The 15922-nt window shown below is 62.6% G+C and carries 9 protein-coding genes and 1 tRNA gene; 3 read left to right on the top strand and 7 right to left on the bottom strand.

Going from position 1 to position 15922, the window contains the following annotated elements; genetic code table 11:
• Window positions 1-106: 106 nt before the first annotated feature.
• The 6 genes from lon to ACVNHC_RS12780 all read right to left on the bottom strand — a co-directional run bounded on the left by lon (window position 107) and on the right by ACVNHC_RS12780 (window position 8606).
• Window positions 107-2545 carry an endopeptidase La gene (gene lon, locus ACVNHC_RS12755; RefSeq protein ID WP_432643882.1) on the bottom strand — a complete coding sequence of 813 codons (2439 nt, stop codon included), beginning with the start codon at window positions 2543-2545 and terminating at the stop codon, window positions 107-109.
• Between the two features lie 346 nt (window positions 2546-2891).
• Window positions 2892-4157, bottom strand: coding sequence for an ATP-dependent Clp protease ATP-binding subunit ClpX (gene clpX, locus ACVNHC_RS12760; protein WP_019964688.1), 1266 nt, complete (start codon window positions 4155-4157; stop codon window positions 2892-2894).
• A gap of 226 nt (window positions 4158-4383) precedes the next feature.
• Complete coding sequence (gene clpP / locus ACVNHC_RS12765) at window positions 4384-5019, bottom strand: ATP-dependent Clp endopeptidase proteolytic subunit ClpP (RefSeq protein ID WP_122520236.1); 636 nt, start codon at window positions 5017-5019, stop codon at window positions 4384-4386.
• Between the two features lie 225 nt (window positions 5020-5244).
• Window positions 5245-6609, bottom strand: coding sequence for a trigger factor (tig, locus tag ACVNHC_RS12770; protein ID WP_050473193.1), 1365 nt, complete (start codon window positions 6607-6609; stop codon window positions 5245-5247).
• Window positions 6610-6778: 169 nt separating this feature from the next.
• Window positions 6779-6863: transfer RNA gene (locus ACVNHC_RS12775), tRNA-Leu, on the bottom strand.
• A 201-nt stretch (window positions 6864-7064) separates the two neighbouring features.
• The gene (locus ACVNHC_RS12780) at window positions 7065-8606 is read right to left on the bottom strand and encodes an NAD(P)H-hydrate dehydratase (RefSeq protein ID WP_457167478.1); all 1542 of its coding nucleotides are present in this window, start codon (window positions 8604-8606) and stop codon (window positions 7065-7067) included.
• A gap of 363 nt (window positions 8607-8969) precedes the next feature.
• On the opposite strand from ACVNHC_RS12780, the gene ACVNHC_RS12785 reads away from it, so the two are divergent.
• The 3 genes from ACVNHC_RS12785 (at window position 8970) to tyrS (ending at window position 12281) form a co-directional block, all read left to right on the top strand.
• Window positions 8970-9308, top strand: coding sequence for a P-II family nitrogen regulator (locus ACVNHC_RS12785; protein WP_019964692.1), 339 nt, complete (start codon window positions 8970-8972; stop codon window positions 9306-9308).
• A gap of 132 nt (window positions 9309-9440) precedes the next feature.
• Window positions 9441-10850, top strand: a complete 1410-nt coding sequence (glnA, locus tag ACVNHC_RS12790) for a type I glutamate--ammonia ligase (protein ID WP_094461854.1) — start codon at window positions 9441-9443, stop codon at window positions 10848-10850.
• A gap of 177 nt (window positions 10851-11027) precedes the next feature.
• Window positions 11028-12281, top strand: a complete 1254-nt coding sequence (gene tyrS / locus ACVNHC_RS12795) for a tyrosine--tRNA ligase (protein ID WP_374630614.1) — start codon at window positions 11028-11030, stop codon at window positions 12279-12281.
• Between the two features lie 202 nt (window positions 12282-12483).
• Here the strand turns inward: tyrS and ACVNHC_RS12800 are convergent, their stop codons facing one another.
• The gene (locus ACVNHC_RS12800) at window positions 12484-15720 is read right to left on the bottom strand and encodes an AsmA-like C-terminal domain-containing protein (protein ID WP_457167479.1); all 3237 of its coding nucleotides are present in this window, start codon (window positions 15718-15720) and stop codon (window positions 12484-12486) included.
• Window positions 15721-15922: the final 202 nt, after the last annotated feature.

Genomic DNA, 15922 nt, shown 5'->3' on the forward strand with positions numbered 1-15922 from the left:
GGCAAAGCAAGCCATTTTTTCGCAGAAAACCGCCGTTTTCACCCGATTCTCCAAGAAAAAAGCCCCGGCACAGGCCGGGGCTCCCATTATTTCATGCATTGACGCTTCAATGGGCAATCAAACCGGATGCATCATCGTCGCTGGAACGCTGATCAGAAGTTGCAGCCGCCTGGGCCGCCTCATCCCATTCGATCGCCTCCGGCATGCGCAACAGGGCCGTCTTCAGGACCTGCTCCATGCTGGAAACCGGGATGATTTCCATCCCGTTCTTCACGCTGTCCGGAATATCCGCCAGATCCTTGGCGTTGTCTTCCGGGATCATCACGGTCTTGATGCCGCCGCGAAGCGCGGCCAGCAGCTTCTCCTTCAGCCCGCCAATCGGCAGAATGCGGCCACGCAGGGTGATCTCGCCCGTCATCGCCACATCCCGGTGGACCGGAATGCCGGTCATGACCGAGATGACGGCGGTGGCCATGGCGATGCCCGCAGACGGGCCATCCTTCGGCGTCGCGCCTTCCGGCACGTGCACGTGGATGTCGCGCTTGTCGAACAGCGGCGGCTGAATGCCGAAGTCGACGGCACGCGAGCGCACATAGGACGCAGCGGCGGAGATGGATTCCTTCATCACGTCGCGCAGGTTGCCCGTCACCGTCATCTTGCCCTTGCCGGGCATCATGACGCCTTCGATGGTGAGCAGTTCGCCGCCGACTTCCGTCCAGGCAAGACCGGTGACGACGCCGACCTGATCCTCGAGCTCTGCCTGGCCATAGCGGTAGCGCGGCACGCCGAGATACTTCTCGACCAGTTCCTCATCCACGGCGACCGTCTTCACGCCGGTCATGAGGATGTCCTTCACCGCCTTACGGGCCAGCGTTGCCAGTTCGCGCTCAAGATTACGCACGCCCGCCTCACGGGTGTAGCGGCGAATCACGAAACGCAGGGCCTCTTCGCTGACGGAGAACTCGCCGTCCTTCAGGCCGTGGTCCTTTTCGGACTTCGGCAGCAGGTGGCGGCGGGCGATCTCCAGCTTCTCATCTTCCGTGTAACCGGCGATGCGGATGATCTCCATACGGTCCATCAGCGGGCCGGGGATGTTCAGCGTGTTGGCCGTCGTCACGAACATCACGTCCGAAAGGTCATATTCGACCTCCAGATAGTGGTCCATGAAGGTGCTGTTCTGCTCCGGATCCAGCACTTCCAGCAGCGCCGAAGACGGGTCGCCACGGAAGTCCATGCCCATCTTGTCGATCTCGTCGAGCAGGAAGAGCGGGTTGGAGCGCTTGGCCTTCTTCATCGACTGGATGACCTTGCCGGGCATCGAGCCGATGTAGGTGCGGCGGTGGCCGCGAATCTCGGCTTCGTCACGCACGCCGCCCAGCGAGATGCGCACGAATTCGCGTCCCGTTGCTTTGGCGATGGACTTGCCAAGCGAGGTCTTGCCGACGCCCGGAGGGCCGACGAGGCAGAGGATCGGCCCCTTCAGCTTGTTGGCGCGGGCCTGCACGGCGAGATACTCGACGATGCGCTCCTTGACTTTGTCGAGGCCGAAGTGATCGGTGTCCAGCACCTTTTCAGCCAGTGACAGGTCGTGCTTGACCTTGCTCTTCTTGCCCCAGGGAATGCCGAGAATCCAGTCCAGATAGTTGCGCACCACGGTGGCTTCCGCCGACATGGGGCTCATCTGCTTCAGCTTCTTGACTTCGGCCTGGGCGCGCTCGCGCGCTTCCTTGCTGAGCTTGGTCTTCTTGATGCGCTCTTCCAGTTCGGCCAGCTCGTCACGGCCATCCTCGCCGTCGCCAAGCTCCTTCTGGATCGCCTTCATCTGCTCGTTGAGATAGTACTCGCGCTGGGTTTTTTCCATCTGGCGCTTGACGCGCGAGCGAATGCGCTTTTCCACCTGCAGGACGGAGATTTCGCTCTCCATCAGCCCCAGAACGCGCTCCAGACGCTCGGCCACCGAAACGATGGCGAGAATGTCCTGCTTCTCCGGGATCTTGATGGCCAGATGCGAGGCAATGGTATCAGCCAGCTTCGAGTAGTCCTCGATCTGGTTGATGGTACCCAGAACCTCCGGCGAGACCTTCTTGTTCAGCTTCACATAGTTCTCGAACTCGGCAACAACGGAGCGCGCCAGAGCTTCGATCTCGATGTTCTCGCCGTCCTTCTCGGGCAGCACGACAGCCTCGGCCTCGTAGAAGTCCTCGCGGCCGGTGTAATTGGTGATCTTGGCGCGGGCACCGCCTTCGACCAGCACCTTGACGGTGTTGTCGGGCAGCTTCAGCAGCTGCAGCACCGTCGCCAGCGTGCCGACCTCATAGATCTGGTCCGTGGCCGGATCATCATCCGCCGCGTTGATCTGGGTGGCCAGAAGAATGTGCTTGTCGGACGTCATGACCTCTTCGAGGGCGCGGATCGATTTTTCCCGGCCGACAAACAGGGGCACGATCATGTGCGGAAACACGACAATGTCGCGCAGCGGCAGCACGGGATAAACCGTCTTTTCCGCCTCGTTGAGGGAGCGCGTTTCAGATTCGCTCATGTCCATTCCTTTCTTGCCGCACGCCTGTGTCCCGGGAGGGGGGACCGCATGCAGCGCTTTTGGGATGGCCCTCCGGTCCCGGGGTGGTCCGGATGAGGGCCGGCTGATCCCGCCTCACATGAGCACGAATGTCAGCCGCCAAACCATCGTCATGGTCTATTAGGTGGACACCCGCACCATGGGTGTCAAGGCAAGGCAGCAATATCCCTTCAGCTTGCCTGTTGACGACCGGGCCGCAATCCGCCCTCCCCCGCCAGACGCCGGGAAAAACCGTCATTCTGCGCCCCTGGTGAAACAGAAATGCCGCCCGGAGGCGGCATTTCAGAACTGCGTGAACGCAAGGCCGGAAGGTTCAGGCGCTCGTTGCCGTGGTCTCGGCGCGGTCCTCGTAGATGTAGAGCGGACGGGCCTTGCCATCCACCACTTCCGGCGAGATGACAACTTCCTTGACGCCCTTGAGGCCGGGCAGCTCGTACATGGTGTCGAGCAGGATGGCCTCCAGGATGGAGCGCAGGCCGCGGGCACCCGTCTTGCGCTCGATGGCGCGGCGGGAAATCGCCTTGAGGGCCTCGTCGTGGAAGGTCAGTTCCACGTTCTCCATCTCGAACAGGCGCTGGTACTGCTTGACCAGAGCGTTCTTCGGCTCGGTCAGGATCGTCACCAGCGCTTCCTCATCGAGGTCTTCCAGCGTGGCGATGACCGGCAGACGGCCGACGAATTCCGGGATCAGGCCGAACTTCAGCAGATCCTCGGGCTCCAGCTCGGAGAACAGCTCGCCGATGCGGCGGTCTTCCGGGCCCACCACATTGGCCTTGAAGCCGATGGTGGACTTGCGGCCCCGGTCGGAGATGATCTTGTCGAGACCGGCGAAGGCGCCGCCGCAGATGAACAGGATGTTGGTCGTGTCCACCTGCAGGAATTCCTGCTGCGGATGCTTGCGCCCGCCCTGCGGCGGAACAGAAGCCACGGTGCCTTCCATGATCTTCAGCAGGGCCTGCTGCACGCCTTCGCCCGACACGTCGCGGGTGATGGACGGGTTGTCGGCCTTGCGGCTGATCTTGTCCACCTCGTCGATGTAGACGATGCCGCGCTGCGCCCGCTCGACATTGTAGTCGGCGGCCTGAAGCAGCTTGAGGATAATGTTCTCCACGTCCTCGCCCACGTAGCCGGCTTCCGTCAGCGTGGTGGCATCGGCCATGGTGAAGGGCACATCCAGGATGCGCGCGAGCGTCTGGGCCAGCAGCGTCTTGCCGCAGCCGGTGGGGCCGCAAAGCAGGATGTTGGACTTGGCCAGTTCGACGTCGTTGTTCTTGCTGGCGTGATTCAGGCGCTTGTAGTGGTTGTGAACCGCCACGGACAGCACCTTCTTGGCGCTGTTCTGCCCGATCACGTAGTCATCGAGGACACGGCGAATCTCTTGCGGCGTCGGAATCCCGTCGCGCGATTTCACCAGCGAGGACTTGTTCTCCTCGCGTATGATGTCCATGCACAGCTCGACACATTCATCGCAGATGAAAACAGTCGGACCGGCGATCAGCTTGCGAACTTCATGCTGGCTCTTGCCGCAGAACGAGCAGTAGAGCGTATTCTTGGAGTCGCTGCCGCTGGCCTTCGTCATCTATTCAACCCCGCAGGTTCCGGAAGGGGCACGCCCCTTCCTTTCTGTCTCCCGAAGCTGGCCCGTCCAGCCGCTCCGGTTCCGGTCCGAGACCGCATTTCCGGCCTTTACGAACAAACATGCTCCATGCTTCGCCCGTAAAGATCAACATTCGTTTAAGCCGGTCATCCAAACAATGACCTGTTGAAGGAAGAGGAGCCGGCAAAGCTCCCTTCCCTCATACCCCTCAGGCGCTTTCGCCGCCAGAGAGGCTGTTGCGGTCGGCAATCACATTGTCGATGATGCCGAATTCCTTTGCCGTTTCCGCCGTCATGAAGTTGTCGCGCTCAAGAGCCTCTTCCACCTGGTCGAGGGTCTGGCCCGTGTGCTTCACGTAGATTTCATTCAGGCGGCGCTTCAGGCTCAGGATTTCCTTCGCATGCAGCATGATGTCGGACGCCTGGCCACGGAACCCGCCGGACGGCTGGTGCACCATGACGCGCGCGTTCGGCAGCGCAAAGCGGGAACCCTTGTGGCCGGCTGCCAGCAGCAGCGAGCCCATCGAGGCGGCCTGGCCGATGCAGAGCGTCGACACTTCCGGCCGGATGAACTGCATGGTGTCATAGATCGCAAGGCCGGCCGTCACGAGGCCGCCGGGCGAATTGATGTAGATCGAGATTTCCTTCGTCGGGTTTTCCGACTCAAGGAACAGCAGCTGCGCGCAGATCAGCGTCGCCATATGATCCTCGACCGGGCCGGTGAGGAAAATGATGCGTTCCTTCAGGAGGCGCGAGTAGATGTCGAAGGCCCGTTCGCCGCGGCTGGTCTGCTCGACGACCATCGGCACGAGCGTGTTCGTGTAGAATTCGACAGGATCCTGCATACCTCATCCATCTTCTGGCTTTGCCGCCCGCAGGCCACCGGGGCGCGGGCAGACAGCGTTGAAACGCATCTTCGTCAGTCAGGCACCGCACCGTTGCGCGGCCCTTTGAGTCGAAAAAAGCGACACCCATACATAGGGGATGCCGCCAGCAACTCAAGACTGTTGCAGATGCGGCGTGAAGGCAAGGTTAAAGCCCCCACGCCGCATCGCCAAGTCCCTATGGGATCAGTTCGAGGCAGCCTCGTCCTCGTCCTCGGCGACGAGCTTCTCCAGCTCTTCCTTGGTGACGGTCTTGTCGGTCACCTTGGCGAGGGAGAGGATGAAGTCGACGACCTTTTCCTCATAGATCGGAGCGCGCAGCGAGGCGAGAGCCTGCGGATTGCTCTTGTAGAACTCGAACACCTGACGCTCCTGGCCGGGGAACTGGCGCACGCGGTCATAGAGCGCGCGCTGGACTTCCTCGTCCGTCACTTCGATCTTGTTCTTCTCGCCGATCTCGGAGAGCACCAGACCCAGGCGCACGCGGCGCTCGGCAATCTTGCGGTAGTCAGCCTTGGCGGCCTCTTCCGTGGTGCCTTCCTCTTCGAAGGTCTTGCCGTTGCGCTTCATGTCGGCCTCGACCTGATTCCAGATGTTCTGGAATTCGGTCTCGAGCAGCTTGGACGGCAGTTCGAACGAATAGGCTTCGTCCATCTTGTCCAGCAGCTGGCGCTTGATGCGCTGACGGGTCATGGCGCCGAACTGGCTCTCGATCTGGCCGCGGATGATGCCCTTCAGGCTGTCCAGCGACTCAAGGCCGAGGCTCTTGGCGAAGTCTTCGTCGATCTTCACGTCACCGGGAGCGGCAACGTCCTTCAGGACGATGTCGAAGGTGACTTCCTTGCCGGCGAGCTGCGCGGCCGGGTAGTCTTCCGGGAAGGTCACGGAGATGACCTTTTCCTCACCCTGCTTCATGCCGAGGACGCCTTCCTCGAAGCCGGGGATGAACTGGCCGGAGCCAAGCACCAGCTGGCCGTTCTCGTCAGCGCCGCCGTCGAAGGGAACGCCGTCGAGCTTGCCGAGGTAGGACATGGTGACGCGGTCGCCGTTTTCGGCAACGGCGCCTTCGCCCTTGCTTTCGAACGGACGGTTGCTCTCGGCGATCGAGGAGACCTGCTCCATCACGCCTTCTTCGGAGATCTCGACGACCGGACGCTCGATCTCGATGCCGGAGAAGTCGATGATGTCGAACTGCGGCAGCAGGTCGTAGCTCATCTTGAAGGCGAGGTCGGCATTGCCTTCCAGGATCGCCTCTGCCTCGTTGTCCGGCAGATCGATCTCGGGCTGCAGGGCCGGGCGCTCGTTGCGCTCTTCAATGGCCTTCTGGCTGGTTTCCTGAATCGTGTTGCTCAGGATCTCTGCCATGGCCTGACGGCCGTACATGCGCTTCAGATGCGCGGCCGGGACCTTGCCCGGACGGAAGCCGTTGATGCGCACCTTGGACTTCAGTTCGTCGAGGTACGTGTCAAGCTTGGCCGCCAGTTCGGTCGCCGGAATAACGACTTTCAGTTCGCGCTTGAGGCCCTCGGAAAGGGTTTCGGTCACCTGCATGGTAGTATGCTTCGTCCTCGGTATGGAACCAGCGTTCCATCTTCGTGTTTTCGATCAGCCCATGACGGGCCTCTTTGAAAGGGGGGCCGCTACGCTCTGGACCAGTTCATCTCTGGACCGGTTGCCCAGATCGGCTGCCTGCGGCCGGCACTCCTCAAGACCCATGACTTGGTGCGGGCGGAGGGACTTGAACCCCCACGGCTTACGCCACCAGAACCTAAATCTGGCGTGTCTACCAGTTCCACCACGCCCGCGACGGCCCTGAACATGATGCAGTCAGGCCTTGCGAGCCGGAACGGCAGGATCATGCCCGGGGCATTGAGTCTGGAACGCTTTCCGGACGGCAGGTCACTTCCCGCCGCAAAAAAACGCTCAACAGCGCCCGTAGCCAAGGCGGGGCCTCTATAGCACCCGTCCCTGCCGCATCAAAGCAAAAATGGCGGCAGCGGCCATTTCTACGCGGAAAGCTCCTGCACCACATCCTTCAGAGCCGGCAAAAGGTCGTCGGCGATCAGCCCGGCCCCGGCAATCTCCGCCGCGCGGCCGTGCATCCACACCCCCATGGCAGCCGCCTCGAAGGCAGGCAGGCCTTGCGCCAGGAGCCCGGTCACGATCCCGGCCAGCACATCGCCGGAGCCCGCCGTCGCCAGCCAGGGCGTGCCGTTGGCATTGATGACCGCCCGCCCGTCCGGCGCGGCAATCACCGTATCGGCACCCTTGTATATAATGACAGAGCGGCTGCGCTGCGCCGCGGCACGGGCCGCATCCAGCTTGCCGAGGCCGGACACGGGCGGCGGCAAATCCGGGAAAAGCCGTCCGAATTCGCCCGCATGCGGCGTCAGCACCGGGGGCTGCGCACCGCCGCGCACCCTTTTTTCAATGGTAACGAAAAGAGGCGTTTCCGTTCCTGCAAAACTCGAAAGCGCATCGGCATCCAGCACCAGCCCCTTGCCGGAGGCCACAAGATCCAGCACCAGCGCCTGCGTCTCCGCCCCCAGCCCTGCGCCGGGACCATAGACAAGCGCCGTGATGCGGCTGTCCGACAGAAGTCCGGTCAGCGCCTCTTCCCCGCGCAAGGGGTGCAGCATGACGGTGGTCAGATGGTTCGCCAGAACCATCGTGGCGGAAGGCTCGCAAGCAACCGTCACCAGCCCCGCCCCGCTGCGCAGCGCCGCCATGGCCGACAGGCGTATGGCGCCGGTGGCATGAGCCGGACCGGAGAGGGCCACCGCATGGCCACGGGAGAACTTGTGCCCATCCACCCGCGGCCTTGGCACAAGAGCACCCCACACCTGCGGCCCGTTGCGCCAGCACCCCGGCCCGCCTGCCGTCAGAACCGTTTCATTGGCAATGCCGATATCGCAAACCTCGACCTCACCACACAGAACACGGCCCGGCAGCAGCAGATGCCCGGGCTTCATCCGGCAGAAGGTGACAGTGCGCGCGGCCTTGACGGCAACGCCCCTCACCTCCCCCGTCGCGCCATCAAGTCCGCTCGGCACATCAACGCTCAGCACCGGCAGACCCGAGGCATTGAGGCCGTTGACCAGTTCCAGTTCATATCCACTGACAGGACGGGAAAGCCCTGCGCCAAAGAGCGCATCGATCACCAGCGGAGCGCCTGTTCCTGCACTCTCATGAAAGGGATTGGCACCTGCCTCCAGAAACCGGATGCCATCGGCCGCCTCTTCGCCCATGCGGCGCCATGCACTCCAGGCATCGCCCGAAAGCTGCTCCGGCTGCCCGCACAGAAGCAGCATCACCGGCACACCCTCAAGCGCCAGAAGCCGGGCGGCAACGAAGCCGTCGCCGCCATTGTTGCCAGGCCCGCAGAGCACCAGCACGCCCTGCCCCGGTGCCAGCATGGCCCGTGCCGCATCGGCCACACCGCGCCCGGCGCGCTCCATCAGTTCGATCCCCGGCGTTCCCGCCTCGATCGTCAGCGCGTCTGCGCGGCGCATTTCCTGCGGAGTGAGCAATTCAACACCCGGCACCATGACATATCCCCATCCGCCTTCCCTGACGGGCGCCAGAGTTGCCAATAGAAGCCGCACACGCAAGCCCCTTTGCCACGCACCAATCCGCCCTTTCCAGCCCGGCACCAGCACAAGAAATGGCTGACTGCACAATAAGGCATCAACTTGAGCAAAAAACGGGCAGCAAATCCGCTTGGCGGAACCATCAGGATCGGCCACAGTGTCCGCAATGCCCCTTTTTTTGGCGCTTTCGGGTGGTGAGAAAAGTTGGCACGCGTCGTGCAAGAGAGGGGGCAACAACGGGCCTCCCCGATCGCGCGATCCGGACCCCGCCGCAGAAACGTGCCAGCCAATGGCCACCGAAACGGAGAGAGACGCAAGACGATGAAAAAGATCGAGGCGATCATCAAACCCTTCAAGCTCGACGAGGTGAAGGAAGCGCTGCAGGAAGTGGGTCTTCAGGGCATCACCGTGACCGAGGCCAAGGGCTTCGGCCGCCAGAAGGGCCACACCGAACTGTACCGCGGCGCAGAATATGTCGTCGACTTCCTGCCGAAGGTGAAGGTCGAAATCGTCCTCGCCGACGAGATGGTGGAAAAGGCCGTTGACGCGATTCGCAATGCAGCCCAGACCGGGCGCATCGGCGACGGCAAGATCTTCGTCTCCAACATCGAGGAAGCCGTCCGCATCCGCACCGGCGAGTCCGGCGTGGACGCCATCTGAAGCCTCTCAATCCGTTTCGCGGGGATACCCCGCTCCCGAGTTTCGCATCCGCAAAGCCGCTGCGCCCGTGGCGCAGGCCCTCAGGTTGCGAGAATAGCCCACGTGAAAACAGAACACATAGGGAAGTGAATAATGACCACCGCTGCTGATATCCTTAAGGAAATCAAGGACAAGGACATCAAGTTCGTCGACCTGCGCTTCACCGACCCGCGCGGCAAGCTGCAGCACGTCACCATGGACGTTGGCCTCGTTGACGAAGACATGTTCGCTGAAGGCGTTGCCTTCGACGGCTCTTCCATCGCCGGCTGGAAGGCGATCGACGCCTCCGACATGACCCTGGTGCTGGACCCGTCCTCGGCGCACATCGACCCGTTCTTCGCGCAGCCGACCCTTGTCATCCTGTGTGACATCGTCGACCCGCGCACCGGCGAGACCTACAACCGCGATCCGCGCTCCATCGCCAAGAAGGCAGAAGCCTACGTCAAGACCGGCGGCTTCGGCGACACCATCTTCTTTGGCCCGGAAGCTGAATTCTTCATCTTCGACGACGTGCGTTTCGCCTCCGAGCCGTACAACACGGGCTTCAAGCTGGACAGCAACGAGCTGCCGAGCAACCTCGACACCGAATATGAAGCCGGCAACCTCGGCCACCGTCCGCGCGTCAAGGGCGGCTACTTCCCGGTCCCGCCGATCGACAGCTGCCAGGACATGCGTTCCGAGATGCTGACCGTCATGGCCGAGATGGGCGTGTCCGTTGAAAAGCACCACCACGAAGTGGCTGCTGCACAGCACGAGCTGGGCGTGAAGTTCAACACCATGACCACCTGCGCCGACCACATGCAGATCTACAAGTATGTGGTTCACCAGGTCGCCAACGCTTACGGCAAGACCGCAACCTTCATGCCGAAGCCGATCTTCGGTGACAACGGTTCGGGCATGCACTGCCACCAGTCCATCTGGCGCGATGGCAAGCCGCTGTTCGCCGGCAACCTCTATGCCGACCTCAGCGAAATGTGCCTGTACTACATCGGCGGCATCCTGAAGCACGCCAAGGCCCTGAACGCCTTCACCAACCCGTCGACCAACTCCTACAAGCGTCTGGTCCCGGGCTACGAAGCGCCGGTTCTGCTCGCCTATTCCTCGGGCAACCGTTCGGCCTCCTGCCGCATCCCGTACACCTCTTCGCCGAAGGCAAAGCGCATCGAAGTCCGCTTCCCGGACCCGACCGCGAACCCCTACCTCGCCTTCGCTGCGCAGCTGATGGCCGGTCTCGATGGCATCAAGAACAAGATCCATCCGGGCGACGCCATGGACAAGAACCTGTACGATCTGCCGCCGGAAGAGCTGGCCGAGATCCCGACCGTCTGCGGCTCGCTGCGTGAAGCCCTGCAGTCGCTGGATGCCGACCGTGAGTTCCTCAAGGCGGGCGGCGTGTTCGACGACGACTTCATCGACAGCTACATCGAGCTGAAGATGGAAGAGAACATGCGCTACGAAATGACCCCGCATCCGGTCGAGTTCGACATGTACTACTCTGCATAAGCCTTTCAGGCAGCAGATGCGGAAAGCCGGGCCTCGCGCCCGGCTTTCTCGTTTCAGGCCCTTCGGCACCCGTCAGGCCGCGCCCGGCAACCTGATACGATTTACAACGGCTGCCTGCCGGTATAGAGCCAGACACACCAAGTCACCTCCCGAACATCCAGCGCGTGGAAACGTTACATGAGCGAGTACAAGTCCGGTTTTCTGAAGGTCCTCAACGAGCGCGGCTTCATTCACCAGATGTCCGACGCAGAGGGCCTCGACAAGCTGCTCTCGACCGAGACCGTGACCGCCTATATCGGCTTTGACTGCACGGCGCCGAGCCTCCATGCCGGTTCGCTCGTCACCATCATGATGCTCTACTGGCTGCAGCAGACCGGTCACCGGCCGATCGCGCTGATGGGGTCTGGCACCACCCGCGTCGGTGACCCGACCGGCAAGGACGAAAGCCGCAAGATCCTGTCCGACGACGACATCGAGACCAACAAGGCCGGCATCCGCAAGATCTTCGACAAGCTGCTCACCTTCGGTGACGGCCCGAAGGATGCCATCATGCTGGACAATGCCGACTGGCTGATGAAACTGAACTATGTGGAGTTCCTGCGCGATATCGGGCGCCATTTCTCGGTCAACCAGATGATCCAGCGCGACAGCGTGCGCCTGCGGCTGGAGCGCGAGCAGCACCTGTCCTTCCTGGAATTCAACTACATGCTGCTGCAGGGCTACGACTATCTGGAGATCTACCAGCAGACTGGCTGCCGCCTGCAGATGGGCGGTTCCGACCAGTGGTCCAACATCCTCTCCGGCGTGGACCTGGTGCGCCGCAAGGCAGGCGTGGAGGCCTTCGCCCTCACCGCCCCGCTGCTGACCACCGCCTCCGGCGCCAAGATGGGCAAGACCGCCGCAGGCGCTGTCTGGCTCAATGCCGACCAACTGTCGCCCTATGATTACTGGCAGTACTGGCGCAACACCGAGGACGCGGATGTGGAGCGCTTCATGAAGCTCTTCACCGTGCTGCCGCTTGACGAAATCGCCCGTCTTGCAGCGCTGCAGGGTGCGGAGATCAACGAAGCCAAGAAGATCCTCGCCACCGAAGCCACCGCCATGATCCATGGCCGCGAAGCTGCAGAGGCCGCTGCCGAAACCGCCCGCCGCGCCTTTGAGGAAGGCCAGACGGCCGAGGGCCTGCCGACCGTCGAACTGCCGCAGGCCGAGCTGGAGGCCGGCCTCGGTGTTCTTGCCGCCTTCGTGCGTGCAGGCCTTTGTGCCTCCAACGGCGAAGCCCGCCGCAACATCACCGGCGGCGCGCTGAAGGTGAATGACGAGGCCGTCACCGACGACAAGCGCAGCTTGTCCATGGCCGACATCACCGGCGAAGGCGTGATCAAGCTCTCCATGGGCAAGAAGAAGCACGTGCTGCTGCGCCCGGCCTGATCTGCTACCGCATGGCAATCCAGCAAGGCCCGGCCCGCAAGGTCCGGGCCTTCTGTTTATGCGCAGCCGCTGTGCCGGAACCTGCCTGGCGTCTGGCTCTCATACCAAGGCTTTCGATGCTGACGCATCACGCCTTGAAAATGCTCAAGCGCCGCACGGGCTTAACCAATGCTCGAGAAGTCAAGCTCATCGAGCATTGGTATCAGCGGAACTCGAACATCTTGCGGAAGATGCCCGGCGCAATGGCCGAGACCGGATTGACTGACAGCTGGGGCGCGCTGATGGGGCCGGCAAGGCGGTAGGTCACTCCGAAGAGCCCTTCGTCCGAACCGCCACCGAGGGCGAAGCCGAGCAGCGGGATCTTGCTGAACAGGTTGTTGAGCGCAAAGACCGGCACATAGGTTCCCGTCAGCGCCAGTGTCCGCTGGCCGAGATCGACCTCGCCCGTCACCGTGCCGCCGACGACTGCGCCCTGCATCAGGCCTTCCTCGACTGTGATGATTTCACCCTTACGCGAAAACCGCAGGTCCAGCCGGTCAAACGAGGCTTCTCCGGCACGCACCGACTGGGTGACCACCACAGCCCCGGAGTCACTGCGCGCGGCGACGGGCAGTTCGGCCAGTTTCCGGATCGCCGGATCTTCCGTGATCGACAGGTTGCGCACGCCGAATGTGCCGAACCACTGGGTCTCCTCCGGCATGGAAATCAGCAAGGTACCGGTTCCCCCGCGCATGCGCGGATAAACGTCGAGGAAGCGCAGAATGGCGCCCGTATCGGCGAAGTCGCCGCTGGCGGCGCGCGTGTCGCCCTTGCCGCTGATCTCGAAACGAAAGGCACCGCGGTTGTTGGTGGCGCCCTTCAGCGCCAGGGTTCCGATGCCCTCCGGGCCGCCGGTCACCTTGCCGTCCACATCCGTCGCCACAACGCCATTGAAGCCCTGCAGCCGGCCGGCCTTGATGGCTATGTCATAGACGGTCTTGTCCTTGGCCCCCGCCCCGCCCTTCTTGTCGAGCAAGGTCTTGATCAGTCCGCGCGCGTCGAACTGGGCTCCGTTGAAAACCACCTTGTACTGGTTGCGTCGCTGCTGGGTGATCTTGAGCGAGGCAGAATCACCGGGCCTGATCTGGAAGCCGGCGAAATCAGCCTCACGGAAGCCGCCATCCTTGCCAAGAACCACCTCGCCGCCGATAGCCACACCGTCGGAGGTCAGCTGAAACTCCTTCAGCCGCCGGGTGTCGCCCTGTTCACTCAAGATGAACCTGGCTTTGGCCGGCACACCCGGTCCCTTCTCCCAGCCAATCTGCTCCAGCTTGACCGAGGTATCCGTCAGGTCGATGTCAAAGGACTGGCCACCCGGTGTTTCGGCCAGCTTCAGCACCATCTGCCCGCTGACCAGAGAGCCCAGATCAATGCCGCGTTTGCCGAGTTCTTCCGCGGAGACTTTCAGCTCCACGTCCTGACGGCGCTCGCCCTGGCCTTCCTCCACCGGAACCAGCAGATCAATGTTGGCTTCCAGCCCGTCGATACGGCCCTTGCCCTTGACCGCCACCTCCCTTGGATCGGCTTCAATGGCAACGTCCGCGCCGGAAATCTTGTGCCCGCGCACCGGCTGGGTGGAGGAAAATCCGCTCAGCCGGGCCGCAGCCGTCCAGTCCACATCGGCAACCGCAATGGACAGGCGCAGCGGGAAACGGGCCATCACATCAAGCTCTCCGGTGCCCCCGAATGTTCCGCCGCCCATCTGCGCCTTGTCGAGCGCGCGGAACGGCGGCCGGTTGATCAGGGTTCCGAGATCCTGCGCCTCACCAGCAAATTTCAGCGAAATATCTGCCGGTTTGATGCCACGCAGCGCCAGTTGACGGATCGTGAAAGTCCCTTCCTGCACGGCAACAGGCTTGGTGACGCCCTCGACAATCCTGCCATTCCGGCCGGAGACGGTCAGGACCTCGTTCTCGATGGTGATCTTCCCATCAAGCCCGGTGATCGGCGGCAAGGTGTCGAGCGGGGCCACATCCACGTCTTCGAACGTCAGGTCGAGCCGCACATCGTCAGCCCCCCAACCCGGATCCGGATGGTGCTCGTCAAAGGCAGGGGGACGAATCGAAACGTCGATGCTGGCCTCGCGGATGAGGCCAGACAGCATGTGCTTGCTGATCCAGGCCCGCGCAGGGGGCGTCAGGGTGATCGGCCAGATCTGTTTCAGCAGGGCAACCGGCATGGCGTTGACCTCGACCGCCAGCGCCAGATAGGGGCCATCATCCTTCAGGTCCACAGTGCCAACCGCGCTGAGGCTTGCCGGTCCGGATTGCACCTGCGCCCTGTCGATATAGAGGCTCTGTGCGGACGGATCATAATGCGCCTTCAGGTGCACCCGCTCGGCCATGATCGGGTCTTCCTGCACATCGGCAGAACCGAACACCGGATTGTCCGCGCCGATCAGGATCTTCCAGTCAGGCTGCCCGGCAGCAGGCGGTGTCACCACGCCGTCAAAGCTGATGCGTGTATTGCCCCGCACCACATGGGACGGCATCACCTGAATGCGCGGGTCCTCGCCCTCCCAGGCAAGGCCAACCGCCACTTCATCATAGCGGATCGTCGTCGTGCCGATCTGGAACCACCCGTCCACGGCACGGCCCACAAGGGTTGCCCGGTCAAACACCCCGTCCTTGTCCAGCCTTGCCGCGAACTGCAACTCCAGCGGCAGGCCAAGGCCACGGCCGGAGCGCACCTGCTCGTTCAGCGGAAAGAGTTCGGCCAGCGACACATCCTTGATGTAGAGCCCGAGTTCCCGGGCGCCGGTTGCCGCATCCGTGCCGCGCCGCAGGGCCAGCTGCCAGGTGCCCATACGCCCCTCGACCGTGCTTTCGGCATAGACGGCACCCGTTGCATCCCGTCCCAGCGAAGCGTCGATGTTGTCGATAAGGCGCGGGGTCGGCCCGGAAATCTCCAGACGACCGTCGCGGACGCGGATCACGTCAAGATTGCGGCGGCTCAGTTCCTCGTCGACCAGAAGCGCAATCCGGTCAACGGCTTCCATCAGGCTGTTCATTTCCGGCATCAAGGCGGGCCCGTCTCCGCCTTCCAGCGTGATACGCGGGCGCTCGATATCGAGGCTGCGGAATTTCACCTCGCCGGTGAGCAGCGGCGCAAACTGCAGAACGGCTTCGGTGCGCGGCAGGAGAATGCGGCTTTCGACATCCCCTCCGACCGTAACACCGGCATCATCAATGACCACCTGCGGGCCGCTGGCTGCAAACAGGTCCAGCCGCACCGAGCCCACGGACACATCGGCATTGACCACCCGGACGCGGGCTTCCACCAGTTCCCGGGCAAAAGGAATTGTAACGGGCCCCCAATAGAGCCGCCCGGTCAGCCCGGCAACGGCCACCAGCACCAGAATGCAGAGGAAGCCGCAGACGCGCGTGAGCTTCCGGCCCAATCCAGACCGGCGCTCTTTCCGTATGACAGGAGCTTTCTGCGGTTCTTGCGGCGGAGACAGCGTTCAGAGCCTTTTCATTTTTTCGTCCCGGGACTGCGAATCCCCCGATCCGCTGTGATACTTCATTATGCAACAAAGCCAGCCGCGAGGCGCGCCTCAAGCACGGACAACTGAATACCGTTCCGGATAAATCCACCGACTA

Source organism: Pannonibacter sp. Q-1 (assembly GCF_054073275.1).